The sequence below is a fragment of the Burkholderia sp. BCC1999 genome, assembly GCF_905339975.1.
Lineage (GTDB): Bacteria > Pseudomonadota > Gammaproteobacteria > Burkholderiales > Burkholderiaceae > Burkholderia.
This window is the reverse complement of sequence record NZ_CAJPHP010000002.1, coordinates 312,524-327,221: the sequence shown is the minus strand read 5'-3', so window position 1 is coordinate 327,221 and position 14,698 is coordinate 312,524. Positions and strand designations below refer to the sequence as shown.

Below are 14,698 nucleotides of genomic sequence, written 5' to 3'. Positions count from 1 at the left end.
CATCATGTCTTATTCGCTTTCGCTGCTGGACAAGAGTCCGATCGCCGACGGCGCGACCGCCGCCGACGCGCTGCGCTTCACGACGACGCTCGCGCAGCGCGCCGAACAACTCGGCTACGAGCGCTTCTGGGTCGCCGAGCATCACGGCACGCCGGGCTTCGCGAGTTCGGCGCCGGAAGTCGTCGTCGCGCACCTGCTCGCGCGTACGTCGCGCATCCGCGTCGGCTCGGGCGGCGTGATGCTGCAGCACTACAGCCCGTTCAAGGTCGCCGAGACGTTCAAGCTGCTGGCCGCGCTCGCACCGGGCCGGGTCGACCTCGGTATCGGCAAGGCGCCCGGCGGGCTGCCGCTGACCACGCGCGCGCTGCAGTGGTTTCACGACAAGGCGCGCAAGCCTGACTTCGCGGGCCAGCTCGCGGAGCTCGACGCCTTTCTCGGCTGGGGCGTTGCCGAAGATCATCCGCTGGCCGGCGCGGTCGCGATGCCGGTGCCGCCGCAGCCGCCCGAACGCATCCTGCTCGGCGGCTCGCCGGACAGCGGCGCGCTCGCCGCGCGCAACGGCTGGCGCTTCTGCTACGCGGGGCATTTCAACGGCGACGACGCCAATCTCGAACGTTCGCTCGATGCCTATCGCAGCGCAGGCGGCGCGAAGCCGCTCGTCGCGCTGTACGCGGTCGCCGCGCCGACGCGCGACGCGGCCGAACAACTGATCGGGCCGCTGAAGATCTTCAAGCTGCAGTTCGCGGGCGGCCAGAGCTTCAACCTCGCCAGCGCGCAAGCGGCCGCCGAATTCGCACGGCAAAGCGGCGCGTCCGACTACCGGATCGACGAGCTGCGCCCGACCGTGCTGGCCGATACGCCCGAGCGCATCCACCACGCGCTGGACGCATTGAGCCGGCGGCTCGACGTCGATGCATTCGTGATCGATTCGCCGGTAACCGACTACGCGGCGCGGCTAGCGTCGGCCGAATGGCTCGGCGGCGCGCTGTCGGCCACGCCGTTGCAGGCGGCCCTTGCGGCCGACCGCTCCTTCTCCCCTGACCAGAACGCGTGACGCTCCCATGACGACCCGACGATCGATCCCCTTCGGCCTGATGCTGCAAGGCGCAGGCAGCCACATGAACGCCTGGCGGCATCCGAGCAATCCGCCGGACGCCAGCATCAACCTCGACTTCGCGATCGGTGTCGCGCGCAAGGCGGAAGCCGCCGGCATCGCGTTCGCGTTCGTCGCGGACGGCCTCTTCATCAACGAGAAGTCGATCCCGCACTTCCTGAACCGCTTCGAGCCGCTGACCGTGCTGTCGGCGCTCGCGGTCGCGACGAAGAAGATCGGGCTCGCCGGCACGATCTCGACGTCGTACAGCGAACCGTTCACGGTTGCGCGCCAGCTCGCATCGCTCGACGCGATCAGCGGCGGCCGCGCGGGCTGGAACGTCGTGACGACGCCGCTCGAAGGCACCGCGAAGAACTTCGGCAAGGCGCATCCCGATCACGAACTGCGCTACGAGATCGCCGACGAATACCTCGACGTCGTGCAGGGCCTGTGGGACAGCTGGGACGACGACGCGTTCGTGCGCGACCGCGCGACCGGCCGCTTCTTCGATCGCGACAAGCTCCACACGCTCGATCACCACGGCCGCTTCTTCCAGGTCGCGGGGCCGCTGAACATCCAGCGCTCGCCGCAAGGGCAGCCGGTGATCTTCCAGGCCGGCTCGTCCGACACCGGGATCGGCCTCGCTGGCAAGTACGCGGATGCCGTGTTCACGCATTCGCCGTCGATCGAGGAAACGGCTGCGTTCACACGGCGCGTGAAGCAGAGCGCGATCGAGCACGGCCGGCAAGCCAGCGACGTGAAGATCTTCCCCGGCGTCGGGCCGATCGTCGGCCGCACGGCCGCCGAAGCGGAAGACAAATACCAGGCGATCCGCGACCTGCTGACGATCGACGAGGCGCTCGCGTACCTCGGCCGCTATTTCGACCACCACGACTTCACGCAGTACGCACTCGACGCGCCGTTCCCCGAACTCGGCGAGCTTGGCCGCAACAGCTTCCGTTCGACCACCGACCGCATCAAGGCCGACGCGAAACAGAAAGGCCTGTCGCTGCGCGAGACGGCGCTGGCGGTCGCCACGCCGCGCCCGAACTTCATCGGCACGGCCGAGCACGTGGCCGACGAGCTGATCCGCTGGCACGACGCCGGCGCCGGCGACGGCTTCATCCTCGGTTTTCCGGTACAGGCGCAAGGCGTCGACGATTTCGTCGAACTCGTGATTCCGGCGCTCGAGGCGCGCGGCCGCTACAGCCGGGACCTGCCCGGCGCGACGCTGCGCGACCACCTCGGCCTGCCGCGCAAGGCGAGCCGCCACGCGGCGCCCGGCGCGCCGCACGAAACGGCGGCCGAAGCGCACGCCTGACGCCACCGCGCCGCCCGTGCGCGGCGCGCCCGCCCGACAGATTCGAGGATTTCCAACGACATGAGCGACACGACCCATCTCGGCGGCGCACTGCCGCCGCTCTCTTCCCCCGGCGCGCGCGACGCCGGTACGCGTTTCCGGATCGTGCCCGCGCGCCACCGGTCGCGCACGGCCGGCACCGTCCTCGCGCTCGTGCTGATCGCGATCACGCTGCATTCGATACTCGGCAACCCGCAATGGGGATGGCCGGTATTCGCCGAATGGTTCCTGTCGCCGCCGGTGCTGTCGGGGCTCGCGCGCACGCTGGTGCTGACGCTGCTGGGCGCATTGTTCGGCTTCGCGCTCGGCGCATTCGTCGCGCTGGCGCGGCTGTCGCGTTCGCGCCTGCTGTCCGCCAGCGCATGGACCTTCGTGTGGCTGTTCCGCTCGATTCCGCTGATCGTGCTGCTGCTGATCCTGAACAATCTCGGCTACCTGTACGAACACGTGCGGCTCGGCGTGCCGTTTACCGACATCGTGTGGTTCGAAGCGCCGACCACCGAGCTGATCAGCCCGTTCCTCGCGGCCGTGCTCGGCCTCACGCTGAACCACGCGGCGTTTTCCTCCGAAGTGATCCGCGGCGGCATTCTCGCGGTCGACCAGGGCCAGCTCGAAGCAGCGGCCGCGCTCGGGCTGCCGCGCGGCCGCCAGACCACACGGATCGTGCTGCCGCAGGCGATGCGCGCGATCCTGCCGACCGCGTTCAACGACCTGATCACGCTCGCGAAAGGCACGTCGATGGTCTACGTGCTCGCGATGCCGGAGCTGTTCTACACGGTGCAGGTAATCTATCGGCGCAACCTCGAAGTGATTCCGCTGCTGATGGTCGCGACCGTCTGGTACCTGATCATCCTGACCGTGCTGTCGGCGATCCAGGTGCAGGTCGAGCGGCACTATGCACGCGGTGCGCTGCGCAATCCGCCGCCGTCCGTGCTCACCTTTGCGCTCGCGCGCATCGGCGCGCTGTGGCGACGTGCCACGTCGCGCCGCGCGGCTTCGATCGCACGGGCCGCAAGCGATGCCCGCGCCGATACCGCCACGGCCGCCGCACCGCGCACCGGCGGCGAGGTAGCCGTGCACGGCGTGTCGAAGCAGTTCGGCATGCAGCGCGTGCTCGACAACGTCTCGTTCGTCGCGCCGCGCGGCAGCGTGACCGTGATCGTCGGGCCGTCGGGCTCCGGCAAGTCGACGCTGCTGCGCACGATCAACCATCTCGAACGCGTCGACGACGGCTACATCGACATCGACGGCGAGCTGATCGGCTATCGCCGCGACGGCGACGTGCTCCACGAGCTGAAGGAGCGCGACGTGCTGAAGCGACGCACCGCCGTGGGCATGGTGTTCCAGAACTTCAACCTGTTCCCGCATCTGACGGTGCTCGAGAACCTGATCGAAGCGCCGATCGCGGCCAGCGGCGTGACGCGCGATGCGGCCGAACGCACCGCACGCTCGCTGCTCGCGCGGGTCGGCCTCGCGGACAAGGCCGATGCGTACCCGCGCCAGCTGTCGGGCGGCCAGCAGCAGCGCGTCGCGATCGCGCGGGCGCTCGCGCTGCGTCCGAAGGTGCTGCTGTTCGACGAACCGACGTCGGCGCTCGATCCCGAACTCGTCAACGAAGTGCTCGACGTGATCAAGGAACTCGCGCGCTCGGGCACGACGCTCGTGATCGTCACGCACGAGATCGGCTTCGCGCGCGAAGTCGCGGACAACGTCCTGTTCATGGAGCGCGGGCGCGTCATCGAGGCCGGGCCGCCGGCCGTCGTGCTCGACGCGCCGTCGCATCCGCGCACGCGCGCGTTCCTGTCGCGGGTGCTGTGATGCGCGCCGCTTCCAACCTGCGAGGAGCCACGCGATGACCGACCGGCGCCAGTTCATCTCGGCCGCGCTGGCCGCGGCAACCGTCCTGCCGTGGCAGGCCGCGCACGCGGCGACGGCAACCGCCGATCTCGACCCGCGCCAGGCCGGCCGCCTGCGCGCGGATCGCGACGACGCGGCGATCCGTGCGGCAGTCGCCTACCGCTGGGTGCGCGACGGCGCGTTCACGGTCGCGATTTCGCCGCATGCACCGCCCGTGTCGACGTACGCGACCGACGCGCGCACCGTGGTCGGCGCCGATCCCGACTATGCGCAGCTCGTCGCCGACGCACTCGGCCGCACGCTCGCGCTGGTGCCGATCGCATGGGCCGACTGGCCGCTCGGGCTGACGTCCGGCAAGTACGACGCGGTGATCTCGAACGTCGGCGTGACCGAGAAGCGCAAGGAGAAATACGACTTCACGACCTACCGGCTCGGGCTGCACGGCTTCTATGTGCGCACCGGCAGCCCGATCGCGAAGATCGCGGAGCCGAAGGACGTCGCGGGCCTGCGGATCATCACGGGCGCCGGCACGAGCCAGGAGCGCATCCTGCTCGAATGGAGCAAGCGCAATGTCGCACAGGGCCTGAAGCCGGCCGAGCTGCTCTATTTCGACGACGATGCAACGGCGCGCGTCGCGCTGCTGTCGGGCCGCGCCGATGCGGAGCTGAACCCGAATGCGTCGCTCGCGTACGAGGCCGCGCGCAGCGGCAAGATCCGCCGGGTCGGCGTCGTCAACGCGGGCTGGCCCAACAATGCCGATGTCGCGATCGCGACGCGGCGTGGCAGCGGGCTCGCACCGGCGCTGACGCTCGCGACGAACGCGCTGATCGGCAACGGCCGCTACGGGCAGGCGCTTGCGCGCTGGGGCTTGCAGAGCGAGGCGATCGCGCACGCGGAGACCAATCCGCCGGGGCTGCCGTCGTTCTGAAGACCGAAGACAACCGCCCCGGCATTCCGCGACGGAAATGCCGGGGCGATTCAACTCGCGGGCTGTTTGCCTACGCGGGCAACGCCGCCTGATATCGGTCGAGTTCCGCAATCCGCGCATGAATCGCCGGAATCAGGTCGCGCCCGTAGGCCAGCGCATCGTCTAGCGGATCGAACCCGCGAATCAGGAACGTCGATACACCGAGCCGGTAATACGCGCCGAGCGCCCGTGCGACCTGTTCCGGCGTGCCGACCAGCGCGGTCGAATTCCAGCGCGCGCCGGTCAGGTTCGCGACACCCATCCACAACCGCTCGTCGAGCACGTCACCCTGCGCGGCGGCCGCCATCAGCCGCTGCGATCCCGAGTTCTGCGGCGCATGACCGGCGATCGGCTGGCCGTTCGCGACCCGCGCCGCGCGCACGCGTTCACGAATCGCCTCGGCCTTCTCCCATGCAGCCGCCTCGGTGTCCGCCACAATCGGCCGGAACGACACGCTGATGCGCGCCTTTCACGAGCGGCGACGCGCCGCGCAGCCGATAGAACGCGCCGTCGTGATCGACCGGGGCATCGGCCAGCCAGATCCGCTTGAGCACGTCGAGATATTCGCCGGTGCGGCGGTAGCGGGCATCGTGCGGCACGAAATCGCCGTCGCGCTGCAAGTCTTCATCGTCGCCGCCCGACACGACGTTCAGCGCGAGCCGGCCACCGCTGAACACATCGAGTGTCGCGATCTGCCGCGCGGCGGCCGACGGTACGATCACGCCCGGCCGGTGCGCAAGCAGGATGCGGATGCGCTCGGTCGCGGCGGCCGCGAACGACGCGACGATGAAGCCGTCCGCCGCGTTGCTGAAATGGCCGACCAGGACCTGGTCGAAGCCGGCCGCCTCGTGTGCCTGAGCGAAGCGGCGCACGTAGTCGGGCTGGACGGCCGCGCCGCCCGGTACGTCGACCTCCGCGCCGGGTGTCGCGGTGATCATGCCGATGATGTCGACTGGCATGTCGGGATGTCCTCGTGTGACTCGATCGGGAATCGAGGGAATCGGGGGAATGGACGCACGGTCACTGCGCGGCGGCCGTCTTCTGCGCGGGCACGGCGAATGCGCCCGAATACGAGCGGTCGAGCAACTTCGACGTGTCGTACGCGGCCGGAATCACGCCGGCCTTGTGCAGAAAGTCGGCCGTGTTCTGCGCATCCTTCGCTGCCGTGTCGTCGACCGGGCCGACGCGCTGCTTCGCGTTGTTGAGCCAGCGGTACGCGACGTCCGGTTCGAGCTTCGCGCGCTTCGCCCACAGGTCCGCATACTCGCGCGGATGGCTGTCGACCCACTGACGCGCGGCCACCACGCGCCGCAGGAAATCGGTGATCTCGGCACGCTTGCCCGACGCGGCCGCCTCGTTCGCCGCGACGAAACTCAGCGCGGGCATCAGCCCCTGCGCGGTCGTCACGGGCCGCGCGCCCTGCCGCAACGCGAGCGTGCTGACGAACGGCTCCCACAGCGACACGGCGTCGACCGAGCCGTTCGCGAAGGCGTTGGTCGCATCGATCGGCATCAGGTACGCGTACTTGACCGAATCGGCGCGCAAGCCCGCATGTTCGAGCGCGCGCAGCACGAGTTGCTGGCTCCACGCGCCACGCCATACGGCGATGGTCTTGCCCTGCAGGTCGGCCACGGTGCGCACGGGCGAATTCTTCGGCACGAGGATCGCGACGCCGTCGAGGCTCTGCCGCGATACCGCGACGACCTTGACCGGCGCGCCGCGCGCGGCCAGCGTCAGCAGTGCGGAATCGCCGAGGAAGCCGACGTCGATCGCGTTGCCGTTCAGGCTTTCGGCAACGGGGGCGGCGGCCTGGAAGTGCTTCCACTCGATCGTGTAAGGCAGGTCCTTCAGCACGCCGGACGCCTCCATCGACGCCTGGATGTTGAAGTAATTCTGCTCACCGACGCGCAGCGTGACGGTGTCCTTGGCAAGGCCCGGCTGCGCGGCAAGCGCCAGCAAGAGCGCCGTGACGATTCGGCTCGACAACATGATCTCCCGGAAGGTTGGCCGGCTGCCGCGCGATGGCGGCGCCGCGTGGTCCGCCGTGCGCGACGGCCGGCGGACCGGATGGAACCGGTGAAGATACGTCGATCGGCTTCATGAGACAAACGCAATATTCTGCTTTGCAAAGATGCAAATATTTTATGAAGCGAGCGCAATCGACCGTGTTCGCCATCGGCCTGCGCCGCCTGCCGTTCGAATGATTCCTCGATAGATATTTCGCGCACGAAATAAATCACGAACTATATTTCGCATACGAAATAACTACCCGAGCGAGGACGGCCATGACCTCCCAACCCATCGAGTTTTCCGCCGCCGACGGCTACACGCTGCACGGCACGCTGTGGTCGCCGGACGCCGCGCCGCGCGCGCTGGTGCTGATCCATCCGGCAACGGCCGTGCCCGAGCGGCTGTACGCGGGCTTCGCGCGCTTCCTCACCGAACGCGGCTTCGCGGCGCTGACCTACAACTATCGCGGCATCGGCGCATCGCGGCCCTCCCGCCTGGCCGCGCTGAAGTCGCGCATGCGTGACTGGATGGAGCTCGACGTGGGCGCCGCGACCGCATGGGCACGGCAGGCGTACGACGGGCTGCCGCTGCTGGCGGTCGGCCACAGTGTCGGCGGGCATGCGATCGGGCTGTCCGCCGCCACGCCGCACCTGCGCGCGGCCGTGCTCGTCGCCGCGCATGCGGGCAGCACACGGCTGATCGCGCAGGCGGCCGAACGCCTGAAGGTTCGGTTGATTTTGCGTGTGCTCGGCCCGCTGATGTCCACGCTGCTCGGCTATGTACCCGGCAAGCGGCTCGGGCTCGGCGAGGATCTGCCGGCCGGCGTGTTCCGCGAATGGAGCCGCTGGACGACGTTGCCGCACTATTTCTTCGACGATCCGACGCTCGGCGCGGCCGAGCGCTTCTCGAAACAGCAACTGCCGATCCTCGCGCTCGGTTTCGACGACGATCCATGGGCGAACCCGGCTGCGATCGGGCTGCTGGTAAGCTATCTGACCCGCGCGAAGGTCGAACGCCGCCAGATCGATCCGCACGCGGCGGGCAGCGGCCCGGTCGGGCACATGGGCTTCTTTCGCAGCCGGCCCGGCACCGTGCTGTGGCCCGACGTGGCCGACTGGCTCGCGCAGGCGCTCGACACGCCGCGCAGCGCGAGCCGTCCCTCCCTTTCCATTGCAGCCGGGAACCCAGCTTGAGCGAAGACCGACGACTGTTTTTCATGTTGAACATCGGCCAGCGGCGCGTGCAGCGCTGGATCGACCGCAAGGCCGAAACCGAGACGCGCGCGAGCGCCGCGCAGGCTGGCGCGCTGTTCTGTCTCGCCAGGCAGGATGGCGCGCTGATCGGCGAAGTCGGCGCCGCGCTGCAGCTCGCGCCGTCCGCGATGACAGGGCTCGCCGACCGGATGGCAAAGGCCGGTCTCATCACGCGTCATGCCGATTCGGACGACGGCCGCGCAACACGGCTGTACCTGACCGACGAGGGCCACGCGGCGCTCAAGCGCGCACGCGTGCTGCTGCGCGAACTGAACGGCAAGCTGTGCGACGGGTTTTCCGACGACGAACTCGATGTCGTCGCGCGCTGGCTGCACGCGTTGCAGGACCGGTTTCCGGCGGAGCGCTGAGCGGCACGCTCCCCTGCGCAACCGGCTCGCGCCGGTATCAATCGAAAGCGATTGCGATTCGCGTTTTCGATTCGATTTTCATGTTGATGCAAAGCTGACCGCCACGCCGCCGCGCGACACCATTCATCGCGCGGCGGCAGGCACACCGCACGGCGTCAGGCAGCCTGCGCAATCGCGGCGACCACGGGTTCCGCTTTCAGCGCCGCGACCTTGCCGATCGTATCGACGCACGCATGCGCGAGCTCCGCGCCCTTCACGAGGAAGTGCTCGTGGAAGTACGCGACATGCTCGGCGCCGTGGAAATGATGCGGCGTCAGCACCGCCGACAGCACCACCACGCCGGTTTCGAGCTGCACCTGCATCAGGCCGGAAATCACCGCTTGCGCGACGAAGTCATGGCGATAGATCCCGCCGTCGACCACCAGGCCGGCGCACGCGATGGCCGCGTACTTACCGGTTTTCGCGAGCAATTTGGCATGCAGCGGAATCTCGAAAGCGCCTGCCACTTCGAAGAAGTCGCAATCCGCCTGGCTCAGGTTCGCGTTGGCGAGCCCGTCGACGAACGCGTTTCGGCACTGGTCGACGATCTCCTTGTGCCAGCACGACTGGACGAAAGCGATCCGCAGAGCAGCAGTTTGGGAGGGGGAAGCAAGTTGGGTCATCGATGGGTCCTGTGTGAGTTGAATGGGCGCACAGGGACAAGCCGCGTACCTTGCGTACGCAACGAACCCCGCTCTCTCTCATCCGGACTTTAACCGTCGGCCCCGGAATCGAACCGGGTCTGCTGACCTTGCCGTGCACATGCGTGCGGGCAAGCGCTCGCGGGCTACGCGCAATCGCGCGATTACCGCCGGTGGGGAATTTCACCCCGCCCTGAGAACGTTCGCGGCACATTGGCCGCGCCGGAAATCTATCACAGTCTCGTCGTGTCGGTTCTTCAACGGCTCCGCCCGCTTCATGCGCCTGGCGCGCTCCCCGGCCGTTTCCCGCGGTCGCCCCTCCGCTCCAACCGCCCTTTTCACCGATCCGACAGAAACCCGACGGGAACCTGCCAACCGGCTTGGAATTTGAAATGATATAACATATCATTTCACGTGCTCGTCCGCCTTACGCCGTTCCACTGTGGGTGGCCAAGCCTCGCCGAGCCATGTTCCATCGGGTCACTGCGCGTCAATGACGCAACAATATATCGTATCCAGCCGTGACCCGCATCGCTCGTTATCCGATCCGATTCCAACCGATTCACCGACCATGCGCGACCTCCCTCGTTTACCGCTTCGCCCACTCTCGTCACTTTCGCTGATGCTGTTCGCCGCCGTCGCCCACGCGCAAGCCGATACGCCCGCGTCGTCGAGCTCGGCACCGGCCAGCACGCCGCTGGCGCCGATCTTCGTGACCGCGAACCCGCTCGGCGACACCGAACTGATCGCGCCGACCGTGCAGCTCTCCGGCGATGCGCTGACGCGCCGCCAGGCCGATTCGCTCGGCGAAACGCTCAACGGGCTGCCCGGTGTATCGACCACGACCTACGGGCCGATGGTCGGCCGCCCGATCATCCGCGGGATGGATGGCGACCGGATCCGGCTGCTGCAGAACGGCGTCGCGGCCTATGACGCGTCGTCGCTGTCGTACGACCACGCGGTGCCGCAGGATCCGCTGTCGATCGAACGCGTCGAAATCGTGCGCGGCCCGGCCGCGCTGCTGTACGGCGGCAACGCGGTGGGCGGCGTCGTCAACACGATCGACAACCGGATTCCGCGCGAAGCGATCCAGGGCGTGACGGGTGCGCTCGACGCGCGCTACGGTGGCGCGAATTCCGTGCGAGCCGGTGCTGCGCAGGTCGAAGGCGGCAACGGCCGCTTCGCGTTCCACGTCGACGCGTTCGACCGCGAAACGAGCAAGCTGCGGATTCCCGGCTACGCGCGCAGCAGCCAGCAACGCGCGCTCGACGGCCCCGACACGCCGCAGCCGGAAGGCAACGTGCCGAACAGCGATGGCCGTGTGCACGGCGGCGCGGTCGGTGCCTCGTACACCTGGGCCGACGGCTTCGCGGGCCTGTCGTACAGCGGCTACGAATCGAACTACGGCTCGGTTGCCGAAAGCGACGTGCGGCTGCGGATGCGGCAGGAGCGCCTCGCGTTCGCATCCGAGGTGCGCAACCTGAGCGGGCCGTTCACGAAGCTGAAATTCGATTTCGCGTACACCGACTACCGCCACAAGGAAGTCGACAACGGCGAGACGGCGACCACCTTCCGCAATCGCGGCTACGAAGCGCGCATCGAGGCGCGGCACCGCAAGATCGGCCCGTTCGAAGGCGCGATCGGCGTGCAGTTCGGCCAGAACACGTTCTCCGCGCTCGGCGACGAAATGCTCGTGCCGTCCACCCGCACGAACAGCGTCGCGCTGTTCGGTCTCGAGGAATGGCAGGTCGTTCCCGCACTGAAGCTGAGCCTCGGCGGCCGCTTCGAGCACGTGAAGGTCGACCCCGATCCGGCCGGCGTCGAGAAATTCGCGGGCGCGCAGCCGCGCGACTTCAACGCGGGCAGCCTGTCCGCCGGCGCACTGTTTTCGCTTACGCCGGTATGGTCGGTCGCCGCGAACGTCGCGTACACCGAACGCGCGCCGACCTTCTACGAGCTGTATTCGAACGGCCCGCACGATGCGACCGGCCAGTTCCTGATCGGCAACCCGAACGCATCGAAGGAGAAAGCGGTGTCGACCGACCTGTCGCTGCGCTATGCGAGCGGCCCGAATCGCGGCAGCGTCGGCGTGTTCTACAACCGCTTCTCCAACTACCTGACCGAGTACAACACGGGCCGCGTCGTGGACGACGATGGCGACCCCGTCGCGCCCGGCACCGACGGCTCGCTGAACGAGGCGATCTATCGCGGCGTGCGCGCCGAGTTCTACGGTGTCGAGCTGGACGGCAAATGGCGCGCGTTCTCGCGGCGCGGGCACACGGTCGACCTCGAACTGACGGCCGACTACACGCATGCGCGCAACGTCGACACGGGCCAGCCGCTGCCGCGCATCGCGCCGCTGCGCGCAACGCTCGCGGCCGACTACGGCTACGGCCCGTTCGGCGCACGCGCACAGGTCACGCATGCCTGGTCGCAGCATCGCGTACCCGACAACGACTTCTCGACCGACGGCTACACGTCGCTCGGCGTGATGCTGACCTACAAGTTCCGCGTCGGCCCGACGCACTGGCTCGCCTACCTGCGCGGCGACAACCTGACGAACCAGGAGATCCGCTACTCGACGTCGGTCGTGCGCGGCTTCGCGCCCGAAGGCGGCCGCAGCGTGATGGCCGGGTTGCGCACCACGTTCTGACCCTTGTACGGCTCGCGGCGCCCGCCGCGGGCTTGTCCGGCACGCCGGCGTGGCGCGCCCGTTTCCGTTCATTCACCCATTGCGCCAATCGAACTGCGCAGGCCGAACATCCATTTCGGCACCCTTCCGGGATTCGCCGAAAACGAAATTCCGGCATTCACCGATAAATCGAAACAAAATCATCTGACGATTATTAGCAAAAAGACTTTTTTGCCTCATCAATAAAACCGGTTTCAAGTTTCACATATAAACCCTTGAATCACGGGCGACCTGCGGTTTTTTGATCAGGATCAAGAACGCCCACCTGACAACGCTTTCAGCGCTAAAAAAACGAATATCAGGGTTTGCGAAGGGTAAAGAATCATCCCGTATACCCGTTAATGCCGGCACGAGCCCGTATCTGGTCGAACAATAAATTCCATTTGCCAACCACTCGCGCAGAGGCACAACGTGAAAATCGCCAGAATGAGCATCAAAACAAAACTCCTAGGCGGCTTCGGCCTGCTCGCCGCGGTCGTCGTGATCGTGTCGGGCATGGCTCTCAAGGCACTGTCCGATACGAATGCCGAGTTTTCACGCTACATGAACGGCATCAACGCACGGGCGAACCTGTCCGCGCAAATCCGCACCGCAGTCGACCGCCGCGCGATCGCCGCGCGCAACCTCGTGCTCGTGACGAAACCGGCCGACGTCGAGGTCGAACTCGCCGAAGTGAATCAGGCGCACAAGGACGTGCAGGAACGTCTCGCGAAGCTCAAGGAGATGATGGCGAACGCGACCGACACCTCGGATCGCGCGCGCGAACTGGTGGGCGACATCGCGCGCATCGAAGGCAACTACGGGCCCGTCGCGCTGCGCATCGTCGGGCTCGCGCAGGCCGGCAAGAAGGACGAAGCGACCGCCGACATCGACGACAACTGCCGCCCGCTGCTCGCGCAGCTGGTGCGCGCGACGGACGCATACGCGACCTATACGCACGAACGCGAGCTCGCGATCGCGCAGCAATTCGCGGACCGCTACACGATGGAGCGCAACCTGCTGGCCGGCATCTGCCTGATCGCGGTCGCGGTCGCCGTCGCCGGCGGCCTGTGGCTGACGCGCAAGATCACGGTGCCGATCGGCTCGGCCGTGGACGTCGCGCGCACGGTGGCGAACGGCGATCTCGGCAGCCGCATCGAGGTCAGCGGCAACGACGAAACGCGCGACCTGCTCGAAGCGCTGCGGACGATGAACGAGCGGCTGATCGGCATCGTCGGACGTGTGCGCGATTCGTCGAACAGCATCGCGCATGCGGTGAGCGAAATCGCGTCGGGCAACCTCGATCTGAGCCAGCGCACCGAGGAACAGGCCGCGTCGCTGCAGGAAACCGCCGCGACGATGGAAGAATTCACGTCGACGGTGCGACTGAACGCGGAGAACGCGCAGCAGGCGAGCACGCTCGCAGCAAATGCGTCGGAGGTCGCGCAGCGCGGCAGTTCGGTGGTCGGCCGCGTGGTCGACACGATGACGGAAATCGGCCAAAGCTCCTCGAAGATCGCCGACATCACGGGCATCATCGAAGGCATCGCGTTCCAGACCAACATCCTCGCGCTGAACGCGGCCGTCGAAGCCGCACGCGCGGGCGAACAGGGCCGCGGCTTTGCGGTCGTCGCGAGCGAGGTGCGCAGTCTCGCGCAGCGCTCGTCGACGGCAGCGAAGGAAATCAAGGAACTGATCTCCGCGTCGGTGCAGACGATCCAGGACGGCTCGGCACTCGCGGGCGAAGCCGGCAAGACGATGTCCGACGTCACGCAGGCCGTCGCGCGCGTGACGGACATCATGGGCGAGATCGCGGCCGCATCGGCCGAGCAGAGCCGCGGCATCGACCAGGTGAACCTGACGGTCACGCAGATGGACGAGACGACGCAGCAGAACGCGGCACTCGTCGAGCAGGCTGCGGCCGCATCGAAGTCGCTCGAGGCGCAGGGTCGCGAGCTGTCCGAAACGGTAGCGGCATTCCGGATGCCGTCCGGTACGCACGCGACGTCGCCGGGTGTGCATGCGCACGAAGCCGGCACGCATCACTGGCAGCCGGCCGCCGTGTAACCGGCACGGCCAGGAGACGACGATGCGCACGCTGTTTCGCTTGCCTGCCTGCGTTGCGCATGCGCGCACCGCGCGATGCGCGGCCGCGCGTGGCACGCGATGCAGCTGCGTATCGTCGTCGTTCGGCACGCCCCGCATGCACGCGCGACGTCGCGCGTCGCCGATCCGCGCCGTGCATTCACGGCACGCGTACGTGTAGGTTCTCCTCACGCCATTGCGCACACTGCGTTTGCCCTGTCGCGCAAGTTTCGATCCCGCCCGTGTATCGCGCGATGCCATATCGACGTCGTGGAAATCCCGCTGCATTCGCACCCGCACCGCTCGCCGATACAGACTTTTAAAACGAACGAATGGCGAGTATGCTTAAAAAAG

10 protein-coding genes, 1 pseudogene and 1 riboswitch are annotated in these 14,698 nt (G+C 67.6%); of the genes and pseudogenes, 8 read left to right on the top strand and 3 right to left on the bottom strand.

Annotated features, from left to right (window positions below; all coding sequences use genetic code 11):
- Nucleotides 1-4: 4 nt before the first annotated feature.
- Genes U5809_RS04380 through U5809_RS04365 form a run of 4 tightly spaced genes read left to right on the top strand, consistent with a single transcriptional unit; the run spans nucleotide 5 to nucleotide 5,238 of the window.
- On the top strand, nucleotides 5-1,054 hold the full coding sequence (locus U5809_RS04380) for an LLM class flavin-dependent oxidoreductase (RefSeq protein ID WP_322085679.1): 1,050 nt from the start codon (nucleotides 5-7) through the stop codon (nucleotides 1,052-1,054).
- 7 nt (nucleotides 1,055-1,061) lie between these two features.
- Nucleotides 1,062-2,414, top strand: coding sequence for an LLM class flavin-dependent oxidoreductase (locus U5809_RS04375; RefSeq protein ID WP_322085678.1), 1,353 nt, complete (start codon nucleotides 1,062-1,064; stop codon nucleotides 2,412-2,414).
- Between the two features lie 60 nt (nucleotides 2,415-2,474).
- Nucleotides 2,475-4,271 carry an amino acid ABC transporter permease/ATP-binding protein gene (locus U5809_RS04370; RefSeq protein ID WP_322085677.1) on the top strand — a complete coding sequence of 599 codons (1,797 nt, stop codon included), beginning with the start codon at nucleotides 2,475-2,477 and terminating at the stop codon, nucleotides 4,269-4,271.
- A 34-nt stretch (nucleotides 4,272-4,305) separates the two neighbouring features.
- On the top strand, nucleotides 4,306-5,238 hold the full coding sequence (locus tag U5809_RS04365) for an ABC transporter substrate-binding protein (RefSeq protein ID WP_322085676.1): 933 nt from the start codon (nucleotides 4,306-4,308) through the stop codon (nucleotides 5,236-5,238).
- Nucleotides 5,239-5,308: 70 nt separating this feature from the next.
- Here U5809_RS04365 and U5809_RS04360 read toward each other — a convergent pair.
- Nucleotides 5,309-6,236: pseudogene (locus U5809_RS04360) on the bottom strand (LLM class flavin-dependent oxidoreductase).
- A gap of 61 nt (nucleotides 6,237-6,297) precedes the next feature.
- Nucleotides 6,298-7,266, bottom strand: a complete 969-nt coding sequence (locus tag U5809_RS04355; protein WP_322085675.1) for an ABC transporter substrate-binding protein — start codon at nucleotides 7,264-7,266, stop codon at nucleotides 6,298-6,300.
- Nucleotides 7,267-7,562: 296 nt separating this feature from the next.
- On the opposite strand from U5809_RS04355, the gene U5809_RS04350 reads away from it, so the two are divergent.
- Both U5809_RS04350 and U5809_RS04345 read left to right on the top strand, forming a co-directional pair.
- Nucleotides 7,563-8,480 carry a serine aminopeptidase domain-containing protein gene (locus U5809_RS04350; protein WP_322085674.1) on the top strand — a complete coding sequence of 306 codons (918 nt, stop codon included), beginning with the start codon at nucleotides 7,563-7,565 and terminating at the stop codon, nucleotides 8,478-8,480.
- Nucleotides 8,477-8,908 (top strand): MarR family winged helix-turn-helix transcriptional regulator, encoded by a 432-nt coding sequence (locus tag U5809_RS04345; protein ID WP_176045464.1) that lies wholly within the window; start codon nucleotides 8,477-8,479, stop codon nucleotides 8,906-8,908. Before U5809_RS04350 ends, U5809_RS04345 begins: the two co-directional genes overlap by 4 nt.
- A gap of 155 nt (nucleotides 8,909-9,063) precedes the next feature.
- Here the strand turns inward: U5809_RS04345 and U5809_RS04340 are convergent, their stop codons facing one another.
- Nucleotides 9,064-9,570 (bottom strand): 6,7-dimethyl-8-ribityllumazine synthase, encoded by a 507-nt coding sequence (locus U5809_RS04340; RefSeq protein ID WP_322085673.1) that lies wholly within the window; start codon nucleotides 9,568-9,570, stop codon nucleotides 9,064-9,066.
- A 66-nt stretch (nucleotides 9,571-9,636) separates the two neighbouring features.
- Nucleotides 9,637-9,793, bottom strand: a riboswitch (FMN riboswitch).
- Between the two features lie 417 nt (nucleotides 9,794-10,210).
- On the opposite strand from U5809_RS04340, the gene U5809_RS04335 reads away from it, so the two are divergent.
- Both U5809_RS04335 and U5809_RS04330 read left to right on the top strand, forming a co-directional pair.
- On the top strand, nucleotides 10,211-12,241 hold the full coding sequence (locus tag U5809_RS04335; protein WP_322085672.1) for a TonB-dependent receptor: 2,031 nt from the start codon (nucleotides 10,211-10,213) through the stop codon (nucleotides 12,239-12,241).
- Between the two features lie 465 nt (nucleotides 12,242-12,706).
- Nucleotides 12,707-14,326 (top strand): methyl-accepting chemotaxis protein, encoded by a 1,620-nt coding sequence (locus U5809_RS04330; protein WP_322085671.1) that lies wholly within the window; start codon nucleotides 12,707-12,709, stop codon nucleotides 14,324-14,326.
- Nucleotides 14,327-14,698 lie beyond the last annotated feature (372 nt).

Excerpts from the sequence above, each read along its gene's own strand:
- U5809_RS04340 (WP_322085673.1), bottom strand. The coding sequence starts at position 9,570 with ATGACCCAACTTGCTTCCCCCTCCCAAACTGCTGCTCTGCGGATCGCT.
- U5809_RS04375 (WP_322085678.1), top strand. The coding sequence starts at position 1,062 with ATGACGACCCGACGATCGATCCCCTTCGGCCTGATGCTGCAAGGCGCA.
- U5809_RS04330 (WP_322085671.1), top strand. The coding sequence starts at position 12,707 with ATGAGCATCAAAACAAAACTCCTAGGCGGCTTCGGCCTGCTCGCCGCG.
- U5809_RS04370 (WP_322085677.1), top strand. The coding sequence starts at position 2,475 with ATGAGCGACACGACCCATCTCGGCGGCGCACTGCCGCCGCTCTCTTCC.
- U5809_RS04355 (WP_322085675.1), bottom strand. The coding sequence starts at position 7,266 with ATGTTGTCGAGCCGAATCGTCACGGCGCTCTTGCTGGCGCTTGCCGCG.
- U5809_RS04335 (WP_322085672.1), top strand. The coding sequence starts at position 10,211 with ATGCTGTTCGCCGCCGTCGCCCACGCGCAAGCCGATACGCCCGCGTCG.
- U5809_RS04380 (WP_322085679.1), top strand. The coding sequence starts at position 5 with ATGTCTTATTCGCTTTCGCTGCTGGACAAGAGTCCGATCGCCGACGGC.
- U5809_RS04365 (WP_322085676.1), top strand. The coding sequence starts at position 4,306 with ATGACCGACCGGCGCCAGTTCATCTCGGCCGCGCTGGCCGCGGCAACC.
- U5809_RS04350 (WP_322085674.1), top strand. The coding sequence starts at position 7,563 with ATGACCTCCCAACCCATCGAGTTTTCCGCCGCCGACGGCTACACGCTG.